The organism is Fundicoccus ignavus, from assembly GCF_009659375.1.
In the GTDB taxonomy this organism is placed as follows: Bacteria; Bacillota; Bacilli; order Lactobacillales; family Aerococcaceae; genus Fundicoccus; species Fundicoccus ignavus.
This window is the reverse complement of record NZ_WJQT01000002.1, coordinates 238,917-263,058: the sequence shown is the minus strand read 5'-3', so window position 1 is coordinate 263,058 and position 24,142 is coordinate 238,917. Positions and strand designations below refer to the sequence as shown.

General features: G+C 34.5%; 15 protein-coding genes. 2 read left to right on the top strand and 13 right to left on the bottom strand.

Going from position 1 to position 24,142, the window contains the following annotated elements; all coding sequences use genetic code 11:
- Positions 1 to 41: 41 nt before the first annotated feature.
- From addA to tig, 11 genes are all read right to left on the bottom strand, one after another.
- Positions 42 to 3,959, bottom strand: a complete 3,918-nt coding sequence (gene addA / locus GF867_RS03165; protein WP_172973939.1) for a helicase-exonuclease AddAB subunit AddA — start codon at positions 3,957 to 3,959, stop codon at positions 42 to 44.
- On the bottom strand, positions 3,940 to 7,581 hold the full coding sequence (locus GF867_RS03160; RefSeq protein WP_172973938.1) for a PD-(D/E)XK nuclease family protein: 3,642 nt from the start codon (positions 7,579 to 7,581) through the stop codon (positions 3,940 to 3,942). Before GF867_RS03160 ends, addA begins: the two co-directional genes overlap by 20 nt.
- Positions 7,582 to 7,620: 39 nt before the next feature.
- The gene (gene pepT, locus GF867_RS03155; RefSeq protein WP_153831660.1) at positions 7,621 to 8,853 is read right to left on the bottom strand and encodes a peptidase T; all 1,233 of its coding nucleotides are present in this window, start codon (positions 8,851 to 8,853) and stop codon (positions 7,621 to 7,623) included.
- A gap of 17 nt (positions 8,854 to 8,870) precedes the next feature.
- On the bottom strand, positions 8,871 to 9,683 hold the full coding sequence (locus GF867_RS03150) for a Nif3-like dinuclear metal center hexameric protein (RefSeq protein WP_311453456.1): 813 nt from the start codon (positions 9,681 to 9,683) through the stop codon (positions 8,871 to 8,873).
- Complete coding sequence (locus GF867_RS03145; protein WP_153831659.1) at positions 9,664 to 10,395, bottom strand: tRNA (adenine(22)-N(1))-methyltransferase; 732 nt, start codon at positions 10,393 to 10,395, stop codon at positions 9,664 to 9,666. Before GF867_RS03145 ends, GF867_RS03150 begins: the two co-directional genes overlap by 20 nt.
- Before the next feature lie 468 nt (positions 10,396 to 10,863).
- The gene (gene rpoD / locus GF867_RS03140; protein WP_153831658.1) at positions 10,864 to 12,012 is read right to left on the bottom strand and encodes an RNA polymerase sigma factor RpoD; all 1,149 of its coding nucleotides are present in this window, start codon (positions 12,010 to 12,012) and stop codon (positions 10,864 to 10,866) included.
- A gap of 17 nt (positions 12,013 to 12,029) precedes the next feature.
- Positions 12,030 to 13,937 (bottom strand): DNA primase, encoded by a 1,908-nt coding sequence (gene dnaG / locus GF867_RS03135; protein WP_153831657.1) that lies wholly within the window; start codon positions 13,935 to 13,937, stop codon positions 12,030 to 12,032.
- Between the two features lie 22 nt (positions 13,938 to 13,959).
- A complete protein-coding gene (locus tag GF867_RS03130) occupies positions 13,960 to 15,219 on the bottom strand; it encodes an MFS transporter (protein WP_153831656.1) in 1,260 nt (419 codons plus the stop codon).
- 30 nt (positions 15,220 to 15,249) lie between these two features.
- Complete coding sequence (yihA, locus tag GF867_RS03125) at positions 15,250 to 15,837, bottom strand: ribosome biogenesis GTP-binding protein YihA/YsxC (protein ID WP_153831655.1); 588 nt, start codon at positions 15,835 to 15,837, stop codon at positions 15,250 to 15,252.
- Positions 15,838 to 15,852: 15 nt separating this feature from the next.
- Positions 15,853 to 17,097, bottom strand: coding sequence for an ATP-dependent Clp protease ATP-binding subunit ClpX (clpX, locus tag GF867_RS03120; RefSeq protein ID WP_153831654.1), 1,245 nt, complete (start codon positions 17,095 to 17,097; stop codon positions 15,853 to 15,855).
- Positions 17,098 to 17,234: 137 nt separating this feature from the next.
- Positions 17,235 to 18,515: a trigger factor gene (gene tig / locus GF867_RS03115; protein WP_153831653.1), complete on the bottom strand. Its 1,281-nt coding sequence runs from the start codon at positions 18,513 to 18,515 to the stop codon at positions 17,235 to 17,237.
- Positions 18,516 to 18,760: 245 nt separating this feature from the next.
- Here tig and recU point away from each other — a divergent pair, with 245 nt between their 5' ends.
- Both recU and GF867_RS03105 read left to right on the top strand, forming a co-directional pair.
- A complete protein-coding gene (recU, locus tag GF867_RS03110) occupies positions 18,761 to 19,363 on the top strand; it encodes a Holliday junction resolvase RecU (RefSeq protein ID WP_153831652.1) in 603 nt (200 codons plus the stop codon).
- A 32-nt stretch (positions 19,364 to 19,395) separates the two neighbouring features.
- Positions 19,396 to 21,906, top strand: coding sequence for a transglycosylase domain-containing protein (locus GF867_RS03105; protein ID WP_153831651.1), 2,511 nt, complete (start codon positions 19,396 to 19,398; stop codon positions 21,904 to 21,906).
- 108 nt (positions 21,907 to 22,014) lie between these two features.
- On the opposite strand, the gene GF867_RS03100 is transcribed toward GF867_RS03105, so the two are convergent.
- Both GF867_RS03100 and asnS read right to left on the bottom strand, forming a co-directional pair.
- The gene (locus GF867_RS03100; RefSeq protein WP_253940711.1) at positions 22,015 to 22,758 is read right to left on the bottom strand and encodes a DnaD domain-containing protein; all 744 of its coding nucleotides are present in this window, start codon (positions 22,756 to 22,758) and stop codon (positions 22,015 to 22,017) included.
- A gap of 82 nt (positions 22,759 to 22,840) precedes the next feature.
- Entirely contained in the window at positions 22,841 to 24,139 is a 1,299-nt protein-coding gene (gene asnS / locus GF867_RS03095) for an asparagine--tRNA ligase (RefSeq protein ID WP_153831650.1), read from the bottom strand.
- Positions 24,140 to 24,142: the final 3 nt, after the last annotated feature.

Genomic DNA, 24,142 nt, shown 5'->3' with positions numbered 1-24,142 from the left:
ACAAAAATATGTTTACTTGGTGGTTTTTCTATATGAAAAGTTTAATCAAATTGATACAAGTCGTTTACTTGAATTGAGATTCCGAAATCTAACAAGACTAAATATGCACCTAAAACTGGCTTTTTCTTCGCTTGAGCTAGTGCTTGTACGTATAAACTAACTTGAAATTTATACTTTTCAATAATATCCGCACTTTGCTCTTCAGCGGTTGTTTTCAGATAAGGTCTGAAACGGTCCGTCTTATAGTCTAATAATATTAAACCATGTTCCATTTCAATAAAGTTGTCAATAATCCCGTGAACTAATAATTGATCACTCGCTAGTTTTTCTAAGGCCATATCATCCAGTCGTGATTTTAACAATTGATTCGCTGGTAATAAAAACGAGAAGGCTTGTTCCCTTTTCAAACGGTTTGAGTGTTTAATCACTAGTTGGCCTAATTCACTTAAAAGAAACTCTGATATTTTATCAAACTGAATGACTTCCGCTTTACTTCGATCTAAATACTCCTCAGAAATAAGCCTCTCAACTTCTTCGTTTAATATTGTTGCATAATTTTCTGAAGCTAAATTCGTAAATAATCCAAAATTTAGCTGCTGAAGTAAGAAATGTGTAATCGTACCTATTTGAGCATAATCCATCTGTTTGTCTTCCACAAATTTTGGTGCTTCAAATGTATCTTGTGTATACCGAATGCTTTGAATCTCCTCTGCTTCGTCTTCTGTTGAATATATTTGTACAGAAGGACGACGATCCTGGAAACTTTCTATTTTTTCGATACGGGGTTCTTCATAAAGACGTTTCAGTTCCGATACTGATTGATAACTCGACGTGTTTGTCGACAATTCATATTCATAATCACTTCTCATTAGCTGCTTAACAAGCAATGCTGATTTACTCGCATCATCAATTGTGGTCTCATCAACTATTTTCTGTAAATGCTTTAACCATCTCTCTGGAGACAAATAACTTGACGAGTCATCCTCGTTAACAACGAGTTGATTTAATGCTTGCTGATTAAAGAAACTTACTTGCACTTGTTTCGTTGTAAAGTTCGTTACTGATTCCTGAAGTGAATCTTCGACTGCTAATGCTTGACGAATCCATTCTAACCAGTTATTTGTACTCTGACGTTCTTGCGTATTAACTAAAAGTTCGTTCGTTCCAGTTAATTGACGCGTTTTCTCGGATTTCTCATGCCACTCATCTTCATTTTTCACCGTACCAACAATAATGAGTTTCTGTTCACAACGGGTTAAAGCAACATAGAGTTTACGCATCTCTTCAGCTTTTAATAGATTTTCTTGATTAATACGTAAAGTTTGTTTAGAAAGAGAAGGATACTGCAGTAGAGTATTATAATCATAATAATCCGTTGCGATTCCATAATCTTTTGAAGCTATATATTTTTTCTGTGTAACATCTTGAGTATTAAATTTCTTTCCGGTATTAATTAAATACACAATTGGAAACTCTAAGCCTTTACTCGCATGAACTGTCATTGTTCGAACCGCATTCTGATTTTCGGAAAGAACTACAGGTTCCGCCAAATCATTCTCAGCTTGCATCACTTTCTCAATATACTGAATAAATCCAAACAAGCCTTTGAAACTACTTTCTTCAAATTCATCGGCTTTTTGATAAAATGCATGTAAATTTGCTTGTCGTTGTGGTCCATTAGCTAAGCCAGCTACATAATCTAAAAAATTGGTCTCTTGATAAATCGTCCAAATAAGTTCGACTAAAGAAACTTCATTAGAAAGTTCATGCCAATGATTTAATTGAGAAATAAACCTTTCCAATAAAATTGAAATAGTTTCGTCAACTTGATTTTTGTCTAATGATAGGTATTGTAAACACGCAGAATAAAAATCACCAGATGGCGATGCAATTCTAATTTTACTTAACATCTCGTCATCAATCCCGACAAAATATGACCTTAAAATCGCGACCAAAGGGATATCCTGAATTGGATTATCAATCAATTTTAGTAAAGCAATCATTAAACGAATTTCTTGTCTTTGGAAGAAATTCTCAACTTTTTGCGTTAATACTGGAATGTGATAACGTTCAAAAATTTGTTGTATTGGTAAAAAAGGCGTACGAGTAGAACTCAAAATAACAATATCATTGAAAGTTGCAAATTTCATACCTTTATTTTTTTTATCGTATATTTGAAAACCATTGGCAATTTTGTTAAGAATATCCTGGGCAATTAAATGGACTTCAGCCTCAATGGACGTATCAATCAGCAATTCTTCCTCTTCACTTAAATCATTAATATCAATATCTTCTACTTGCTTCTCGTACAATAAGAGCTCAATATCAAAATCTTCAGATGGTGCTTCTGGTAGCAAACTCAGATTACCAGTTTTTAAAGATTCTTGTTTACCGTATTCCATCTCACCAAAATCAATTCCCATAATTCTTTCAAAAATGTAGTTTGTAAATTGAAGCACTTCATCTCGAGAACGGTAGTTTTTATCTAAAACTATCAGCTCTCCTCCTTCACTTTGAGCGAATTTACGATATTTATCAAGAAACAAACTTGGTTCAGCCATTCTAAAACCATAAATAGATTGTTTGACGTCTCCTACCATGAATAAATTACCAGATAATTCAGGACGATGTTCATGCGCTAGCCAGCCTAAGATAGTCGCTTGGATATCATTAATATCTTGATATTCATCTACCATCACTTCTTTAAATAATTTTTGATAATATAAAGCTGCTGGACTAGCTTCCCTTTCTTTCTTCACTTCATTATATGGAGCAAGAATATCTAAAGTTAAATGCTCTAAGTCATTATAATCAATGATATTCAAGTTTTGTTTATGCTCTGCTAAGTATCGAGTGAATAATAAGGTTAAATTACTTAATTTTTGAATAACAGGAGAAATTTGTTCTTCAACTTTTTTCGTTTCAGAATATGAAAAATAAAATAATTTCGTTAATCTATCCGTAACAATTTTTTTGGCGTCATCGCGATAAACTTTTATTTCATTAATTGTTTCAAATTCTTCATTAGTCTTTCTTGCACTTGACCAACGATCAAATTTAACCTGTTGCATCAGTTGCATCAATGTCTCAATATCATCACTTAAATTGGCTTCAATAATCTGATTAACATATTGTTCTTCATTACGTAAAACAGGTTCATATTTGGTAATGTTCTCGTCACTTAATCCTTTTAACAAATCTTGACCTTTTTGTAATAAGCGACTCGCTGCCATTGCATTTCGTTGAATATAGGCTTTAAAAGAATTCTGGTATAGGTCCGACGCTTTAAATCGATCAAAATCAGCGGTTAACTGATGTATATTCTCTAACCAAACTGTTGGTTCAGTATGAGAGCTTGAGAACAAGTAAAGTTGAAGAATTATGTCAAAAAGACCTTGATCACTTCTGGCATTCGCAAAGCGATTCATTAAATCTACCAAGTCATTTTGATCAAAAAAAAGTGTGTCACTTTTGACTTCATTATTTAGAATATCCGTCAATAAATCTTGCCAAACGTCCTGATAAATCAGTGATTTTTGCGTTTCATCCGTTAACAATTGGAAACTTGGATTGAAATCGACAAGATAAAAGAATTGTTGAATGACTTGTAAACAGAAACTATGCAGTGTTCGAATATGTGCGGTTGGCAATAAGTTAATTTGTTGAAGGAAATGTCGTTGTAAAAAAGCATCACTGGTTGAAGAAACCGTTTTCTTCAGACTAACTTCCATTCTTTCTTTCATTTCCTTAGCTGCTGATTCAGTAAATGTCACGACAAGTAATTCATCCAAATTAGCATATTGATTCGTTAAATGAGTTAAGATTCTTTCAATCAAAACGGTTGTCTTCCCTGATCCAGCACTGGCAGCAACTAATAGATTACTCCCTTTTTGATGAATTGCTTGCCATTGTTCGTCATTAAATTGTGCATTACTTGGCTTAATCTCGATTATCCTCATCTCCTTCCTCATCTGTTAGTTCTTGTACCATCATATCGAAAACTTCTTTTTTCTTAACGGCTTTATGTCGATAAGCTGAATAAGATTGTGTCGCATCAAAACCTGTTATAACACGATATTCATTTTGTAAAGCTGGTGTAAAGCGCTCATGCAAGAATGGCTGAAGTTCTATATGACCTGATTGAATTTGTTCAGCTGCTTGCTTAAACATATAATGCGTATACTTTAATAGGGTGTCTAACTCTTGCTCACTAAATGCCACACTATGCGCATTATAGTCACCATCTTTTTTTAACGTTACAGGATAGACCAGACTCTTATTTGTTTCGACTAGCGTTGCATCAATCTCTTGCAGCATATCACTTGGAACTGTAACGAATCCATTTAAGCGGTTAGCATTAAGATGAAGCTGATGGATCATTTCATCAAGATTGTCAGTAGTCTCAATTTGATTATCTACTTTTTGATAACTGTGTAGTATGGGTTGATAAAAAGCACCTAAAGCAGAATAATCTGAATAATTTTTTAAAGCGACCGATAAATAAGTTAAGACTTGTAAATCCAAACCATAATAAGCATCGACTAAATCGAAATTTTTCTTGCCCGATTTGTAATCAATCACTTGTAGATAGTGTTTTTGATTAATATTCAGACCATCAATTCTATCTATTTTTCCACTTATTGATAATTGCCCTCCACTACGTAAAGGATAAACAAAACCATCTAGATGTATCGCTTGCTTATTTAAACCGAATATAGCTTCTGTTTTAAGCGTATCAACGGCTACTAGATGCTGTTGTTGTTGCATAAAACGAATAAAGTCATATAAACGTCGATCCATTTGAAATTTGATTGCTGACAATCGAGGCTGACTCTCAAACAAATTAAAGCGTGGATTTGCTTTTAAATCATTCTTTGTTTGAGTGAATAATTGATCGAATTGATTACTTGTTAAATGTTTTAAGGACAATTTTTCTGAAATTAATTTTTCCATGAAAAAATCTAAGAAATCATGGAAATAATCACCCGTTTTTGCTGGATTTAATTCAAACAACTGTCTTTCTTGAAGTTTTAATCCATGTAACAAGAAATGGCTATACGGATCTTGATAGTATTGTTCTATTTTGGATACAGATAGATTTAAGTTCTTACCAAAAAGTTTTAAGGCAGTTTCGGCTTGAATATTTTGCGGAAGTTCATTAAAAGTAAATGTTGCTTTAATCAACTCTTTTAAAGGCCTTTTAACTTCATTTGGATGTTCAGCTTGATACTGGCTCATTTCTTTTAATAATAAGCGCAAATCATTCGAAACAGCCAATTGCTGCTCGTAATAAAAACGAACCCTTTGAAGGATTGGTGTAATTTGCATTGGGTAACGACCGAAATGACTTAAGCTTAATTTTTGATCGAGTTTTTCATTTAATAAGTTATGATAAGACCTAATGGGTAGGTTCAATTCTTTCGCTATATTCTCAATATAAGGTGAGAACTTTACTTGCTGCGAACCTAGCATACTTGCATAAGATATGTAGAGTTTTTCTGATGCACTCAATAATAATTGGTAAGTTAAAAATAATTCTTGATGATTATGTATACTCACGTGTTCCATTAAGTATTGATGCGGTAATAAACCCTCAGCAATCAAATTACGATTATCTTCTGTTAATAATGATGTGTATGAAGGTTTCTGTGGTAAAGAATTATCATCTGCTCCAAGAATGAAACAAACTTTAAAAGGCTGTACCTGCGGACTGACCATATTCGAAAATGTTACTTGGTCAATTGTAGGTGGAATTATATGATAACTACCCTCTTTCAAACCCGCAAATAAAATATCAAAAAACATTCTAAAATCAATCGTTTCATGTTCGTATAGTAAATAAAATTCATCTAATGTATCTCTAAATACTTGCCAGACTTGTTCATGTCTTCGGGAAGCATCGATATCACCTTTTGAAATGGAGGCATCACGTATGCGAATCATTTGCTGCTTGACGCCTGATAGTTCGACTAAGTCATATAACCACTGAGCAGCTTCAGCACCACTCATTTCGTCTTTCCAGGCTTGTAATGGCTTATAGACAGTTTCAAGTAGCCAGTTACGTTTACGGCTTACAAGCTCAAATAAAGTCATTTGAGTATGATGTCCTTTATGATTCGTATAAGCTAGTTCAGATGTCTGGAAATTCCATTCGAAAGTCTCATTATAAAATCGATAACCAAAGTATCCATTAGCGATTAAAACGTTCTCAAAATGACTTATTTGATGATGTTGCTCTGATAACCAATCTTGCCATTCGTTTTCTTTAAAGGAATTAAAATCTCCCTTAGTAGGTGAAGCCTCTACAAAAATATCATTTTTTAATAACAACATTAAATCATCATAGCGCCAATTATAGCGTTTTAAATTTAATAGACCTTCTAACCATAGCATAAAGGGATGTTGTGACATACTCATTGCATGGTCAAAGAATAACGGAATATTGTTCATTGCGAAAAACGGTTCTACCATCGGTTGGTAACGATCTAAATCACGAGCCAACACCAATATATCACGATAGCGATACCCTTCGTTAGAGACAAGTGCATGAATTTGATTACTTACATGCCTTAATTCAGTTTGTAATGAATCAAATTGTGCAAAATGATGACTATGTTTAAGTTGTTCAACTAAATTGTTATTGATTTGGGGTAATCGTTCTTGGCTTTGTGCTTTGTAAAAATACTTAGCTAGCCATTCAATACTCGTTTTAAATTGAGAATCTTTTGAATGAATATCCCAATCTTCTAATACGCTTAAGTTTAAGTTCAAACATAATTCTTTTAACTGCTTATATGTGTCATGAGGTACCTGAACTAGAGGTTGCCAATTGCTAGAATGGGCTTGGTCTGATGTTAATGGCATGGTTATCCAAACTTGTTTAAATGTTTTAATTACATCCAATAATAAAGATGTTTGTTTAGCATTAAAATAATAATGATTATCCACAAAAAGATAATGATTATCAAATTCTTTTGATGAATTAAGATAGCTACTTAAAGCATCATAGTTTTCATAACTTGCTAAGTGCCTTTCTTTCACTGCCACAATATAAGCGCTATACAGTAGTTGAATTTCTTTCAATCTTTGAGCTTCAATATTGGGGATATTTTCTTCTACATTTAATTCTTTGTCGAACCAAGAAACTTGTAGATCTTCTGGTTCAATATTTCCCTCAAACAATTCTTCAAAAAGACTCACTAATTTTTCAATAAATCCTTGATAATTAATTTGTCCTCGATACACCAATAATTGGTCAGCATAATCAGACAGAATCTGTCTAACGAGCATACTAAGCCCAATTGTAGACAGATTCTGTGTTGATTTAAGATTGGCTAGTAACATAAACCAAGCCAATCTCGTAAAACTAACGACTTGGATATCGATCATGGCAGCTTGTTGTGTCTCATAAATCTTTTGTAATTCTTCTAAAACAAAAGACTCTGTATCGAACTTTAAATGTTCTGGCACTAAATAGTAAATAATCGCATCAGGATTTTGAGCCTTTAATTGCACCATCTTCTCGATTAATTCACTTTTCTTATTAACAGATAAATCTCCAGTAATAAATTGAAGCGGCATCATTCACAATCCTTTCCATTAGTTTGTTTATAACTATATTTATTTAGCGTTCAATTCAACGATACGAACAATAACTTCTGTCGCTTTTACCATTGACTCTACCGCTACAAACTCAAAACGACCATGCATGTTTTCGCCACCAGCAAAAATATTTGGTGTAGGAATTCCCATAAAGCTAATTTTTGAACCATCAGTTCCACCGCGAATTGGTTTAATTAATGGTTCAATTGATAATTCCTCCATCGCTAACTTAGCTAATTCAACTGAAGTCATGTCTTTTTCAATTACTTCAGCCATATTATAGTATTGATCAAATAAATCTAATTGAATTGGTTGCGTAGCATATTGGGCATTAATTTCAGCTACGGCTTTCTCAACAAAAGCTTTACGTTGGTTGAATAGCTCGCGATCGTGATCACGGATAATCATGCTTAATTTTGCTTCATCAACCGTACCAGTTACGTCAGATACATGATAGAATCCTTCTCTACCTTCGGTTAATTCTGGCACTTCATTTTCTGGAAGTAAATTAATAAATTGATTCATCACAGTGATTGCATTGACCATTTTACCCTTCGCAGTTCCTGGATGAATGTTTTTACCAGTTATTGTTAAGTTAGCAGCAGCTGCATTAAAACTTTCGTATTCTAATTCACCAACAGGTCCTCCATCAAGTGTATAAGCAAAATCTGTCGCAAACCCCTCTGCATCAAAATGATCAGCTCCACGTCCAATTTCTTCATCAGGTCCAAATGCTACACGTACTTTACCATGTTTAATTTCTGGATGTTGAATTAAATATTCCATAGCTGTGACAATCTCAGCAATTCCTGATTTATCGTCTGCTCCTAATAAAGTTGTACCATCTGTTGTGATTAATGTTTGGCCTTCATAAGCAAGCAAATTAGGAAAATCTGCTGTAGTCATCACAATGTTTTCTTTTTGATTTAGCACAATATCTTGTAATGAATAATTTTCAATAACTTGAGGGGATACATTTACAGAGTTAAAATCGGCAGTATCTACGTGGGCAATAAAACCAATGCTTGGTACTACTTCGTCTGTATTAGCTGGTAATGTTGCCGTAACAAATGCGTTTTCTGGATTCAATTCAACTTCAGAAAGACCTATTTCTTTTAATTCTTCAACTAATAAGTTCAACAAATCAAATTGAATAGCTGTGGAAGGAATCGTTGGACTATTAACGTCTGAGCGAGTGTTGATTTTAGCATATTTAATTAATCTTGCTTGTGTTTTTTCAAAAATTGACATAAGAAAACTCCGTTCTATTATTCATATTTAAAGGGATTTGTATTAACTTGACTAGCTACTACCTCAATGTCCCAATTATTTTTTTCTATCGTATTTTGTAATTCTTTACTTAAGCCGGGTATAAAGATTGACTCAATATAGTGTCCTGCATCGACTGTCATAAAGCCTGCTTCATACAAATCATGGCCTTGATGATAGGTGATATCACCTGTAATAAATAGGTCGACCTCTTGATCAGAAACTTCATTAATAAAACTAGTTCCTGAGCCACCTACTATCGCAACTTTTTTATAAGCGACACGACTCTCCTTTTCGATTACAATTAACTGTTCTCGTTGGTAAGTCTCTTTCAATACTTTAAGTAAATCTGTGCGACTTAAAGCTTCTGAAAATTCCCCTACTCTCCCAATGCCTGGATTTGTTTCATCTTCATGAACAACCAAAGATGAAACATTCTCTAACTTCAATTGCTCTGCTAACCAATCATTCATGCCATTACTTGCAGCATCAAAATTTGTATGCATTGCAAAAACATTAATATCATGTTTAATTAATTGTGCATACATGGCAACATCTGGTTGGCTTAAATCGAAGCGTTGAATAGCTTTGAATAAAGGAGGATGATGCACAATTATCGTATCTATTTGATTTTCAATGGCTTCTTGAACAACTTCAGCTCTCACATCTAAAGTGACCAAAATTTTCTTCACAGTAGCTTCAGAACTTCCAAAGTGAATACCATTTTGATCCCACGATTCGGCTAGAGATGGGGGATATTGTTTGTTAAATAATGAAATAAGTTCATTTAGCTTAATTTGTTTTTTCGACACGTGCTAATTCCTCCCTTATTAATTGTAAATGTTTCTCCATTTCAACTAATTTAGGATGATTAGCGTCTTCTAAACCAGCTTTCATGGAAGCATAGACTTTTTCTTGGCTATGTAATTCTTGTTGCCATTTCGCTATATAGGTAGCATCTGGCTGACGTAAATTGACTGGTCCGAACAGTCTTTGTTTTTTACTCAATACTTGTTGTTGAGACGGTAAATATTCCGCTACAATAATCTCATAATATCGACTATTATCTTCGATAATGTCCTCATCTCTAATAATAAAATGATGCTTACTTAACCATGTTCGCAATTGTGGCTCAGCAATATTTGCTTGTAATACAACGATTGTATTATTTCTTAATAAATGTAAGCCAGCTTCGAGTATGGTTCTGATTAAAGCTCCGCCCATTCCGCAGATTGAAATGGTATTAATATTATCCTCTGGTGTAACGACTTCTAAGCCATCACCTTTACGTACATCAATTACGTTACTAAAACCTTGCTGATTGACTTCCTTTACTGCTGATTGAAAAGGTCCTTCTACCACTTCGCCTGCGATAGCATAAGATATCGTTTCATTTAACTTTAAGTTACAGGGTAAATAGGCATGGTCACTTCCTATGTCAGCTAATCTAATCGGTTGTGGACCATATTGACCAATTAATTGAGCCACTCGATTTAAACGTGGGGATAATCTTTCTGAATTCATCCCTTCACCTCACTTTTTAATATTGTCAGAAAACCTCGGACAAGTCCGAGGACTTTAAATTCCGTTGAGCGGTTTTAACTTGATTATATCGCTTTACTTTTGTTGGAATACTTAACGTAGCTCAGCGACTTGTTATCCATAGCGGTACAAAGGGCAATCGGCGTAGCTTGCTCTGTCTATGAGCAAAGCGAAGTAGACAGAGCTTAGCCAATTGAACTGGAAAAGCACGAACGTCAGTGAGGCTTTTGAAGCGACCTCCGCCTTAGAAAACAATCAGCTGAGCGTAGTACAAAGCTTGGGAAATCAACATAAAACTTTATTTTATAAAAAAACCGAACAATCTAGTTACTTTGAAATAACAAACTTCATCCGGCATGCTCACGATTTTGCGTGAGCAACTGTTACCTTTTGAATTCAGTCGTTACATGCAAAGTACTCAATGCATTGTTCGGTTTACGGATTATTCTATTATTCTAAAAAGTCTTTCAATTGTTTAGAACGACTTGGGTGGCGTAATTTACGTAAAGCTTTTGCTTCGATTTGACGAATACGTTCGCGAGTTACACCAAATACTTTACCTACTTGTTCTAAAGTGCGGATATTCCCATCATCTAAACCAAAACGTAAACGTAATACATTCTCTTCACGATCAGTTAGTGTATCTAATACGTCCTCTAATTGCTCACGAAGTAAAGCAGATGACGTAAATGTCTCAGGACTCATTGCTGCCTCATCTTCAATAAAGTCACCTAAATGAGAATCATCTTCTTCACCAATTGGTGTTTCAAGAGAAACTGGCTCTTGAGCTATTTTTAAAATTTCTCTTACCTTTTCAGTTGGTAAGTCCATTTCAGCTCCGATTTCTTCAGGAGTAGGTTCGCGTCCTAAATCTTGTAATAATTGGCGTTGAACTCTAACCAATTTATTAATCGTTTCAACCATATGTACTGGAATACGAATTGTTCGTGCTTGGTCAGCAATTGCACGCGTAATAGCTTGACGAATCCACCAAGTAGCATAAGTAGAGAATTTAAATCCTTTAGTATGGTCAAATTTCTCAACAGCTTTCATTAACCCCATGTTACCTTCTTGGATTAAATCTAGGAACTGCATACCACGACCAACATAACGTTTCGCAATCGAAACAACTAATCGTAAGTTGGCTTCTGCTAACTCTTGTTTAGCCAATTCATCATCTTCTTGAATACGAATAGCTAAGGCTACTTCTTCTTCAGCCGTTAACAAAGGTACGCGTCCAATTTCTTTTAAGTACATTCTAACGGGATCGCTAACTTTTACTTTAGATGCGGCAGCTTTAGAAGCGGCACTTAATTCTTCTTTATCTTCTTTAATATCTTCAGCGCGGACCATTTGTTGTTTCGTTGGACCACCATCGTCACCAACTACAGAAACACCACTGTCTTCAACTTGTTGAATTAATAAATCCATTGCTTCAGAATCTAGTTCATATGGACTTGCAATTTTTTCAGTTAATTCATCATAGTGAATTTGACCAAAAACTTTTTTCTCTTTAATTAACTCTTTTGTTGCTTGTTCTACAGTTAATTGTAGTTCTTGTTTTTTAGTATCTGTTTTCTTTACATTTTCTTCAGACATTAAAAAATCCCCCTTTATTAGCGTTTCTTTAACTGTCGATTTAAACTCATTATACGATTAATGACTTCATTATTCTCAGTAAACTTTTGCTCTTTACGATATTGTTCTGATTTTTGCTTCAATTCTTTTATTTCTAATAAAATGAATTCTTCATTAATTACGCGCAAACAGTCATTAATAATTTCATCAGAGTAACCTAAAGGGTCACTTTCCCATATTAATGTTGTTAAGAAATGATTAATTTCAGTATCCTGAATTTTATCTACTATACCAGTTAGAGGCATCTTATTACCTTGATAATAATACTCTTGTAACTCAAAGTACACTGCTTGAGCTGTTTCATGAAACATTATAATCGCTTGATTTGTTTGAGCGATATAATCCCACGATTCTTGATAATACATCAAACAAGCTAATAAGTGTTTCTCACTCTGAAAAGCTCTTATTGACCTAACTTTATGTACAGTCGGAGTTATTACCGATTCAACTTCAACATGCGAAAAATCGATTTCTGACAAATCTTCGGGTGGTGGCGCTCCCCACTCTTCATCCATTACTGGTTCATGTTCATAGTTTACTGGAATAACTTCTTGTGTAGTACTCGATGAACTTGTTTGTCTAGCTCTTGCTAACTGTTCGTATAGAATACTTTCATTTAAATGATATTGTTCAACAATATCTTGAATTCTTAATTGTTGTTCAATCGGTGAGGCTATCTCAGCTATTAACTCAATTAAGCGTTCGATATAGGCCGCCAACTGTTGATCATCAGAAACATCATATTCTTGTTTTAAATACATGCGATAAAACTCAAAACGACTATCCGCCTGATTAATCAATGTTTGGAAGCTGGCTGCTCCTTTTTGTTTAATCCATTCATCTGGATCAAGTCTATTCGGAATCTGAATACTTTTGAATAGTTGCTTATATTTACTTGAAATATCAAACGCTCTTGCAGTCGCCTTCTGACCAGCATCGTCTCCATCAAAAACAAATATTATTTCATTAGCTAATTTACCTAATTGCTTAATATGCGCTTCCGTAAGACTAGTCCCCATCGTAGCAACTGCATGCTGATAACCAGCTTGATGCAAGCCAATTACATCCATATAACCTTCACAAACCAGCACTTGATTTAATTGGCGAATTCTAGGTCTGGCTATGTCCAAATTATAAACTAAGTTTGTTTTATGAAATATTTCAGTTTCTGGTGAGTTTAAATACTTAGCATTTGCTTGACTCACTAGATTTTCATCATAAACTCTTCCCGAGAATGCTACAACTTCGCCTTTACTATTACGTAAAGGAAAAATTATTCTACCTCTAAAACGATCTATTAATTTTCCCTGACTGCTTTCATAGAATATTCCACTCGCTAATAAATCTTCATGAGAAAAGTTTTCTTGACTCAGATACTGTAATAAAACTTCTGAATTAAGCGGTGCTAATCCTAATTGAAAGGTAGTCATCGTATCATTTGTCATATCACGATTGGTTAAATAATTAAGGGCATCTTCACCATTCGTTGTATTCAGCAAATAATAATGATAGAAGTCATTTACCTTTTTATGAATGTCGTAAAGAGTTTGATTTTCTTTCTTGTGCTCCGCATTCTTATTGGTTAGATAGCGCTCATCTAAAGCAACATTTGAAAATTCTGCCGCTTTTTGAACGGCTTGAACAAAACCGATTCCTTCAATTTCTTGAAGAAAACCATAAACATTTCCACCACGTCCACAACTAAAACACTTATAAATCTGTTTACCTGGATGAACTGAAAATGATGGATTACGGTCTTCATGAAATGGACACGAAGCGGTAAAATTGTTTCCTTTTTTTGTTAATTGCACATATTGATTAATCACGTCAACAATGTCAGTTTTCTGACGTATGTCTTGGATGACTTCTTCAGGAATATAACTCATTGAAATCACCTTTTTTCTAAATTTATACTAACTGCTCCTGAACAGGTGGTTTTGCTAAATACAATAATACAGCTCCAATCAAAAACTGAACAATTAAAGCGAAGACTCCTTTCAAAGAGTCATCTGTTAGTTGCGCAACTATCCCTAATGCTGTAGTACCTAATACTGAACTAAATTTACCAAATATATTATAAAAACCGAAAAATTGATTTGTATTCTTACCTGGAATCATCTGGCCAAAATATGAACGACTAAGTGACTGAATTCCACCTTGTGCGGTCCCTACTAAAATAGCTAATACTAGAAAATCATTATACGTCTCTAAGCCTAAAGCAATAATACAGATTATCATATATGTTGCAATCCCTACAAATAACATACTTCTTGTACCAAATTTCTTAGCTAATAAACCGTAAATAATTGTGCAAGGAAATGCGACAATTTGGACAATTAATAACATAACAATCAACTCATCAGCAGATAAACCAATATCTGTTCCAACAGATGTAGCCATTTTAATGATTGTACCAACGCCATCTATGTAAAAGAAGTATGCAATTAAGAACAATGAAATATGCTTATATTGCTTAACTTCACTTAACGTATTTGTTATTGATCGCCAAGTTGATGCTAGCAAATTCCCTTCTTTTACCGAATAAGTTGTTTGCTCTACATTTTTCCAATAAGGTATCGTGAAAACGAACCACCACATGGCTGTAAGTAAAAAGCCAATATTCACAGTTGTTCTTGCATCAAAAAAACCGCCTAATTGGAATACCATAAAGATTAAAAATGGAATGACACTTCCAATATATCCAAAACCAAAACCTGCTGAACTCACCTGATCTAAACGGTTTCGGCTTGTTACATCCATCAATGAGCCATCGTAAAAGATATTCGCCATACCAAAACCAATGGCCGAAACACAATACAATACTAACAATGTTAACCATCCACCATTTGAGGTAAACATCATACTAAAAACTGCAACAATCCCTAACATTGTTCCAACCGTAAACAGTGGCTTTCGAACACGAGGAAAATCGGCAATTGTACCTAAAAGTGGCGCTAATAAACCGATTAAAATCGTTGCCACCGAATTCGCGTAACCTAAGTACGCCGTCGAATCAGAAGATGAAATACCCGCTACGTCAGTAACAGATTTATAGAAAATCGGAAATATAGCAGTTGTTATCATTAAAGAATAAACAGAGTTAGCCCAATCTTGAAAAATCCAACTCCATTCCGTCTTCGAAAACTTTTGAGTGATATTTTTTAGCATTTAGGTTCTCCTTTTGTCTATAATTCAATATTATTCAGCAAGTTGGTCTTCTATGATGTCCCAGATATCTTCTGAACCTTCACCAGTTTCTGAAGAAAAATAGAATAAGGCATCTACAGTAGGTAAATTCAAAGATTTTTTATAAATTGATAAGTGTTTGTTCAATTGGCTTTTTTTAATTTTATCTAATTTTGTTAATACAATTGCATAAGGAATTTCAGCTTCATCCGCAAATTCCTTCATTGCAATGTCAAGTTCAGTGGGCTCATGACGGATGTCCATTAATAATAATAATAAACGAATATTCTCACGATTAAGAATATAGTGTTCAATCATTGAACCCCACTTAATTCGCTCACTTTTTGATACTCTTGCATAACCATAGCCAGGAACATCTACAAATCTAAATTCATTATTAATATTATAAAAATTTAAAGTTTGTGTCTTTCCTGGTTGACTTGATGTTCTAGCTAAACCAATTCTTTCAATCATTCTGTTGATAAAAGAAGATTTTCCTACATTCGAACGTCCAGCTAGAGCAATCTCTGGCACTGAGTCCTCGGGATATTGATTAGGTCTTACTGCACTAATTACTAGTTCTGCGTGATTAACTTGCATAAACTCACCTCTTAATTATGAAATCTTGCGATTTTCTTCATTGTAATAATTAGGCTCACTATCCCCAATTACATTCTCTCTTGTTATGACGATTTTTTTAATATCATCGCGATTCGGCACTTCAAACATGACATCTAACATAACTGCTTCAATAATTGAACGTAATCCCCTTGCTCCTGTTTCACGTTCAATTGCTCTTTTAGCAATTTCTTCTAATGCTCCATCTTCAAACTCAAGCTCTACGTCTTCAAGTTCTAAGAGACGTTGATATTGCTTCACTAAAGCATTTTTTGGTTGGGTTAGAATGTTAATTAAGTCTGCTTCAGTTAACTCTTCCAATGATGCCATAACTGGTAAACGACCAATAAATTCTGGAATTAATCCGAACTTTAATAAGTCCTCTGGCGTTACTTGTTGCATATATGATTTTGAAGAATCTAATTTGGTATTAACGCTACCGAAGCCAATTACTTTGCTACCTAATCTTTCTTTAACTATATTTTCGATTCCAGCAAAAGCTCCACCAACTATAAATAAAATTTGACTTGTGTCTAGTTTTAAAAATTCTTGGTTTGGATGTTTACGTCCACCTTTTGGAGGTATATTTGCTTCAGTACCTTCTAATATTTTAAGCAAAGCTTGTTGAACACCTTCACCACTTACATCTCGAGTGATTGAAGTGTTTTCGCTCTTGCGAGAAATCTTATCGATCTCATCGATATAGATGATACCTTTTTCAGCTCTTTCTAAATCATAATCTGCAGCTTGAACAAGTTTTAATAGAATATTCTCTACATCTTCCCCTACATAACCTGCTTCAGTTAACGTTGTAGCATCAGCAATTGCAAAAGGAACATTGAGAATACGTGCTAAACTTTGTGCTAAATATGTTTTTCCTGAACCAGTAGGACCTATTAAACAAATATTGCTTTTGTGAAGTTCAATATCGTCTTCAAAAGCTCCTTCGTGATTCACTCGCTTATAGTGATTATAAACAGCTACTGATAATGCTTTCTTTGCTTCTTTTTGGCCAATTACGTATTGATCTAATGTAGCCATAATTTCGCTAGGTTTCAATACTTGGATAGGTGCCGATTGTTTTTCATGTTTCATTTCTTCATCAATGATGCTTTTGCATAACTCAACACACTCATCACAAATAAAAACATCCGGTCCAGCGATAATTTTATTTACTTCATCCTGAGATTTCCCACAAAACGAGCAAAAATAGTCATTAGCTCTAGGTGTTTTTTTTGCCATACGACCGCTCCTTTCATTCTTATCATTCTTCATAATGGGTGAAAAATGATAAAAAAGGGATGCAATTAGCCCGTGCGTTCACATGTGACTTTTGCATTCCCTCTTATAGTATATAATCAGTATTCTAACTAATTATCTTATTTTTCTTCAACTGAGTCAACAATTAAGCTCATTGCTTTTTTCAATCTAACGTCTGATTCTAACATATCAGTTGATACAAATCCACGAACTTGTTCTACTTCCATGTTGTATTGTGATGCTAATGATTCAACTTCAGCGTTGATTTCGTCTTCTGACACTTCAATTGCTTCTTCTGTAACAATCGCTTCTAAAACTAAGTTAGTTTTAGTACGTAGTTCAGCTTCTTCTGCATATTGAGCTTGTAAGTCTTCTTTTGTTTGACCTGAAATTTGGTAGAATAGTTCTTCGTTAATCCCTTGACGTTGTAAGTTGTTTAAGAAGTATGACATTTGACGCTCAATTTCTTGATCAACCATTGCTTGTGGCAATTCAACGATTTCTGCATTTTCTACCGCTTGACGTAGAGCTAAGTCTTCAACTGCTTCTTTAGCGGCTGCTTCTTTTTCTTCAGTTAATTGTACACGAATTTTATTCTCTAATTCAGCTAACGATTCAACTTCTTCATCAGCGTCCTTAGCGAATTCATCATCTAAAGCTGGAACTTCTTTAGCTTTAACTTCGTGAACTTTAACTTTGAAAACAGCTTCTTTACCTGCTAAATCTTCTGCATGGTACTCTTCTGGGAATGTTACCACTACATCTTTTTCATCTCCAGCTTTAGTTCCAACTAATTGTTCTTCGAAACCAGGGATGAATGAGTTTGAACCTAATTCTAAGGAATGGTTCTCACCTTTTCCACCTTCAAAAGCTTCTTCATTTACGAAACCTTCGTAATCGATAACAACAGTATCACCAGAAACTGCTTCAGAGTCTTTAACAACTAATTCAGCTAATGCTTGACGTTTAGCTTCAATTGCTTCTGATACTGCTTCGTCAGTTACTTCGCGGTCTTGTTTTTCAACTGTTAAGTTTTTATATTCACCTAATTTTACTTCTGGTTTAGTGATTACGTGTGCATGTAACACCCACGCTTCACCTTTTTCCATTTTTTCAATGTGAATTTGTGGTTCAATAACAGGTTGAACACCAGATTCTTCAATAGCATTTTTAAAAGCATCTTGTAAAAGTAAGTTTAAAGTATCTTCGTATAAAGCTTCTTCACCATACACGTTATTAAAAATTTGACGTGGAACTTTACCTTTACGGAAACCTGGTACAGAAACAGTTTTTTGAACTTTCTTAAATGTTTTATCTAAACCTTTTTTAACATCTTCTAATGGGATTTCAAAAGTTAATAATCCCTCGTTTGTTGCGTTTTTTTCGAATTTTACTGACATGTGTCTTAACCCTCCAACACTAAATATAGTTTACATACTAGTATAGTTTACCGAATTAATCATGGTTTGTAAATGATTTTAAAGAATTTATCTTCTTATCTGTCTATATTTTTTAAAATTCTAAGTATTTCCACAATATTTACATCATTTACTTCTAATATTCACAGAATCGTAACAATTTATTTCATAATTATTCTATGATGAAGTGTGATAATTCTGTATAATAGATGGGAGGAGTGGATTTTATGTTAAACTACCCTGCTGGTCATACTTCTTCAAGAATGCGCCAGAAAGAAATTTACAAAAAGAAACCGAAACAAAGTTATGCTAGTCGTGGAATGTCATTGGAAGACAAATTAAATCAAAGTAACGACTATTACTTGCAAAAAGGGATGGCTGTTATTCACAAGAAGCCAACTCCTGTTCAAGTTGTAAAAGTAAATTATCCTAAAAGAAGTGCTGCAAAAATAACTGAAGCATACTTTAGAAATGCTTCAACAACAGATTATAACGGTGTATATAAAAATCATTATATTGATTTCGAAGCAAAAGAAACAAATAATAAAACTAGTTTTCCACTTGCAAACTTACCTGAGCACCAAAGGGTTCATATGCGCCAATGTATTAAGCATGGAGGATTAGCTTTTTTAATTGTTTCTTTTAAAGCATATCAAGAAATTTACTTACTGCCATTTAATCGTGTTGATGATTATTTAGGCACCACAGATAAACAAAGCATAACTTATGAATGGATAAAGCAAAATAGTTATCCTTGTAATGTTGGGTTGTTCCCAATGATTGATTATTTACCTGCAATCGATGCATATCTTAAAGATTTAGATAATTAACAACGTACGATTGTTGCGAAAGGAAGAGATGAATGGTTACTACAGGAAGTCGTGTTGAACGCAAAAAGTACGAGAAATCAAAGCAACGTTCAAACAATCGCCCTAATAAAAATAAGAAAAGCAATTGGAGAAAATGGTTAAAGAGATTAGTCATCCTTTTTATTAGCCTCTTCTTCTTAACTCTTATAGCTGGCGGTAGTTTATTTGCCTACTACGCTATGAATGCACCTGAAATTAAAGAAAGTGATTTGATTGGACAAGTCTCTAGTAAAATCTATGACCGCGAGGGTGAGCTAGTTAAAGAGCTTGGTGGTCAGAATAGGGATTTAATGACTGCAGAGGAAATTCCAGAAGTACTTAAAAATGCTGTTATGGCTATTGAAGATGCTCGTTTCTACACACATAAAGGCGTTGATCCTATCCGTATAGTAGGTTCTGCTTTAGCAAACTTACAGGCTGGTGAAATCACTCAAGGTGGGAGTACAATTACCCAACAGTTAGTTAAATTGTCTGTATTCTCGACTGATTTTCAAGATCAAACATTAGAAAGAAAAGCACAAGAAGCTTGGTTAGCCCTTGGTTTAGAACAAGAATTCTCAAAAGATGAGATTTTAACAATGTACTTGAATAAAATGTTTTACTCTAATAATACTTATGGAGCCAAAACAGCTGCTAGAAATTTCTTCGGTAAAGACATTCAAGATATTTCGTTAGCCGAAGCTGCTCTTCTGGCTGGTATTCCACAAGCGCCAAGTGACTATGATCCCTACACTTTCCCAGAGGATGCTAAAGACAGGCGAGACCTTGTCTTATCAGTCATGCTTGATCGTAATTTAATTGGTCAAGCCGAATACGATGAAGCGATTAATACGTCAATCGAATCGATGTTAGTTCCCATTAACAATAACTCATTAACTGAAGATGACTTGGTTATCGATGCTTATATTGATATTGTCAGCCAAGAAGTCCAAGAAAAAATGAACCTAAATATCTTTACTGACGGCGTCGAAGTTTATACAAATCTAGATATGGATGCACAAGTTAAACTATTTGAAACAGTCAATAGTAATACTACTGTTATTTTCCCAGATGATGAATTGCAAACTGCAGTTTCTATCATAGATGTAGAAACTGGCCAGTTAGTTGCTGTAATTGGTGGTCGTAAACAGGAAGTCGCTTTCGGATTAAACAGAGCAAATACTTTACAACGTAGTATCGGATCTACAATGAAACCTTTAGCTGATTACGGCCCTGCTTTTGAATATCTAAATTACTCAACTGGAACAACAATTGTAGATGAGCCCTATTCCTTTAGTGATGGTTCTACATTGAATAACTATGATTTCCTTTACGAAGGCGATATGACTTTACGTGAAGCTCTATCAAGCTCACGAAACATTCCAGCTTTAAAATTGTTACAAGAAGTTGGGTTAGATAATGCATATGCCTTTTTACAAAAAATGGATATAAATATTATTAATGATAATAATAAAGATTTGGTTGAATCAAATGCGATTGGTGGAGAAATGACACCTGTTCAACTTTCTGCAGCATACGCAACAATTGCAAATTACGGAGAATATAACACACCTTATACTGTTAGTCGCGTTATAACAGCCGCAGGTACAGTTCAAGAATTTACTCCAACACCTCGTGAAGCAATGAAAGATTCTACTGCTTATATGTTAGTGGATATCTTAAAAGATGTTCCTGGTACGTTTGCATCAGCGGCTCAAATTGAAGGTTTATACCATGCTGGTAAAACTGGTACAACGAACTATAGGGAAAGTGAACTTGCACAGCTCGGGCTGGATAGCAGCACTTACGCGGCACCAGATGGTTGGTATGCTGGTATTTCGCCTAAATACTCGATTGCTACTTGGGTTGGTTATGATAATCGAAATGAAGCAGGTAATTACTTAACACTCGATGAAACTCGTATACCACAGCAAATATATGCTGAAATGATGGCTTATATGATGAAAGATTTACCGAATAACGATTGGACAATGCCAGATAGTCTAGTAGAAGTTGAAATTGAAAAATATTCTGAACCTCTTCAATTACCTGGTCCATATACTCCAGCTGAAATTCGTTCAAAAGAATTATTTATCAAAGGTACTGAGCCTACTCAACAATCACTATACTACGGTCGATACATCAATCCGCCATCATGGTTTGATGCTAATTACAATGAAGAGACTAAGAGTATTGTTGCTGAATGGGGAGCATTAACTGATAGCGGAACTTTTGAACTATCCCTAAATGGAACTGTTGTTTATACTGGAACGGGAACAACCTTCTCAATGCCGGCTGAAGCAGACGGCGAGTACATACTTCGCTTAAGAATCATAGATGGTAATAGTTCGTCAGACACATTAGTTGTTACGCTGACTTTAACGACTACCTCAGAGGAGAGTGATTCATCCGATTCGGAATCTAGCGATTTACCGCCTGATGAGACTGATTCTAGCACAGAAGTTCCTAATGAATCCCAATCTTCTGATGATACTCCTCCTGTGGAATCAACTCCACCAGGTTAACAATTTAAAAGAAGCGTTCAGGTTTTTTTGCCTGAACGCTTCTTTGTTTTTCTCCTAATAGATGACAAGAGATTAATTCATATTAATCAAATTGAAGCAATAAATTTATTAGTTATTAGATTTCCAATCATATAACGGAATTTCAAAATGATCATATCGATTATTGTTTGACTTAGGTGGTATATTCTTTTGTTGGCCTTGTTGGAATCTTTCTGATTCCCTTTGAGCCTCATTCACTGTACGAATATTTTTCTTTTCCCAAGTTAACAATATACGATCGATATATTTTAAACTTAATGCTTGATGAATAACCGCTTCTTTCAAAGCATATTTAATTAAAGCAGGTTGATAGTTATCTTTAGAAATCCAGTTGTTTAACGTTTCTAATTCTAACGGTGTCAACATTCTACCAAATTCGTTTTCAAACGTCATTACTAAAGATTCAGTTTCTTTAAACAAATCATCTTCTTTAGCAATCGCTTTATGGGTCTGAACTTGTTTATCTTTAGCAGCTGTCTTTTGATAATAGCGTTCATCCAATTGTTCAAATAAAGGTCGTAAGCTATAATGGTCTGTTTGCTTACCATTTTTATCAGGTACAAGCTCAATCGATAAAAAGTTTTTATCCATTAGATGATTAAGTTCACTAAATAATTTGTTAGATGTCCACCCTAGCTGATTCGCAATCTTAGTCGTTTCTTCAATCGAATGACTTTGATTCATTTGTGAAAACAAATAGAGAATTAACAACATTTCATCAGATGATAAATTTAGCTGATGAAATCGATTAAATAGTACATTCGGAACCATTGTGAAGCCATCTTTCATCCAGTCATAAATTGATGATTTCATTTTCTCTCCCCTTTCAAGTAGATTCAGTGTTAAAAAAACAATTGACTGACAAAGCAGGCAATTGTTTTTTTGTAGTTATTAATTATGGGTAAAGACGGTTTAATAAACGTGGGAACGGTGCTGTTTCACGAATATGCTCAATACCTGTTAACCAAGCTACTGCACGTTCAAGTCCGATACCAAAACCTGAATGTGGTACTGGTCCATATTTTGACAGATCTGAATACCAAGCATAAGCTTCAGGATCTAAACCATATTTTTCAATATTAGTCATGATTTTTTCATAATCTGCGATACGTTCTGAACCACCAATAATTTCTCCATATCCTTCTGGAGCAATCATATCTGCACAAAGTACAGTACGTGGATCATTAGGGTTTTCTTTCATGTAGAAAGGTTTAATATCTTTTGGATAATGTAAGATAAAGATTGGTTGCTCATATTGACTTGCAATAAATGTCTCATGAGGTGAACCAAAGTCATCGCCCCATTGAATATCATCAAAGCCGTTCTCATTTAATAATGTAATAGCGTCAGTATATTCAATGCGTGGGTATGGTGTTTTTGTGTATTTCTCTAATAACTCAACATCACGCCCTAAAGTTTTTAAAGCTATTTCACAATTATCAATAACATTGCGTACAACGTAAGCAACATATTTTTCTTGTACTTCTAAGCTTTCAGCGTGCTCAACAAAAGCCATTTCTGGTTCCATCATCCAGAATTCAATTAAGTGACGTCTTGTCTTAGATTTTTCAGCTCGGAAAGTTGGTCCGAATGAGAATACTTTACCAAAAGCCATTGCTGCAGCTTCTAGATATAATTGACCACTTTGAGATAAGAACGCATCTTCATCGAAGTATTTGGTATGGAACAATTCTGTTGTCCCTTCAGGTGAACTACCTGTCAAAATCGGCGGATCAACTTTAATAAATCCATTGTTATTCATGAATTCGTAAGTTGCACGAATAATTTCATTACGAACTTGCATAATTGCATGTTGTTTTGAAGAACGTAACCATAAGTGACGGTGGTCCATTAAGAAATCAGTACCGTGTTCTTTAGGCGTGATTGGATAATCTTCACTTGCACCTAATAATTCGATATCCTCAACTAAAAGTTCAAACCCTAATGTTGAACGGTTATCTGCTTGTACAGTTCCAACAAGACGAACACTTGATTCTTGATGTAAAGATTTAGCTGTATCAAATACCTCCTCAGAAACGTCGCTTTTTAAAACAACTCCTTGGAAGTAAGCTGACCCATCACGTAATTGTAAAAAGGCAATCTTACCGCTACTTCTCTTATTTGTTACCCAAGCATTGATCGTTACTTTTTGATCAACAAATTGAGCCGCTTGTGACATTGTAATAGTTTCCATAAA

Coding starts and splice junctions, on each gene's coding strand:
- addA (WP_172973939.1), bottom strand. CDS start 3,959: ATGAGGATAATCGAGATTAAGCCAAGTAATGCACAATTTAATGACGAA.
- GF867_RS03160 (WP_172973938.1), bottom strand. CDS start 7,581: ATGCCGCTTCAATTTATTACTGGAGATTTATCTGTTAATAAGAAAAGT.
- pepT (WP_153831660.1), bottom strand. CDS start 8,853: ATGTCAATTTTTGAAAAAACACAAGCAAGATTAATTAAATATGCTAAA.
- GF867_RS03145 (WP_153831659.1), bottom strand. CDS start 10,395: ATGAATTCAGAAAGATTATCCCCACGTTTAAATCGAGTGGCTCAATTA.
- rpoD (WP_153831658.1), bottom strand. CDS start 12,012: ATGTCTGAAGAAAATGTAAAGAAAACAGATACTAAAAAACAAGAACTA.
- dnaG (WP_153831657.1), bottom strand. CDS start 13,937: ATGAGTTATATTCCTGAAGAAGTCATCCAAGACATACGTCAGAAAACT.
- GF867_RS03130 (WP_153831656.1), bottom strand. CDS start 15,219: ATGCTAAAAAATATCACTCAAAAGTTTTCGAAGACGGAATGGAGTTGG.
- yihA (WP_153831655.1), bottom strand. CDS start 15,837: ATGCAAGTTAATCACGCAGAACTAGTAATTAGTGCAGTAAGACCTAAT.
- clpX (WP_153831654.1), bottom strand. CDS start 17,097: ATGGCAAAAAAAACACCTAGAGCTAATGACTATTTTTGCTCGTTTTGT.
- tig (WP_153831653.1), bottom strand. CDS start 18,515: ATGTCAGTAAAATTCGAAAAAAACGCAACAAACGAGGGATTATTAACT.
- recU (WP_153831652.1), top strand. CDS start 18,761: ATGTTAAACTACCCTGCTGGTCATACTTCTTCAAGAATGCGCCAGAAA.
- GF867_RS03105 (WP_153831651.1), top strand. CDS start 19,396: ATGGTTACTACAGGAAGTCGTGTTGAACGCAAAAAGTACGAGAAATCA.
- GF867_RS03100 (WP_253940711.1), bottom strand. CDS start 22,758: ATGAAATCATCAATTTATGACTGGATGAAAGATGGCTTCACAATGGTT.
- asnS (WP_153831650.1), bottom strand. CDS start 24,139: ATGGAAACTATTACAATGTCACAAGCGGCTCAATTTGTTGATCAAAAA.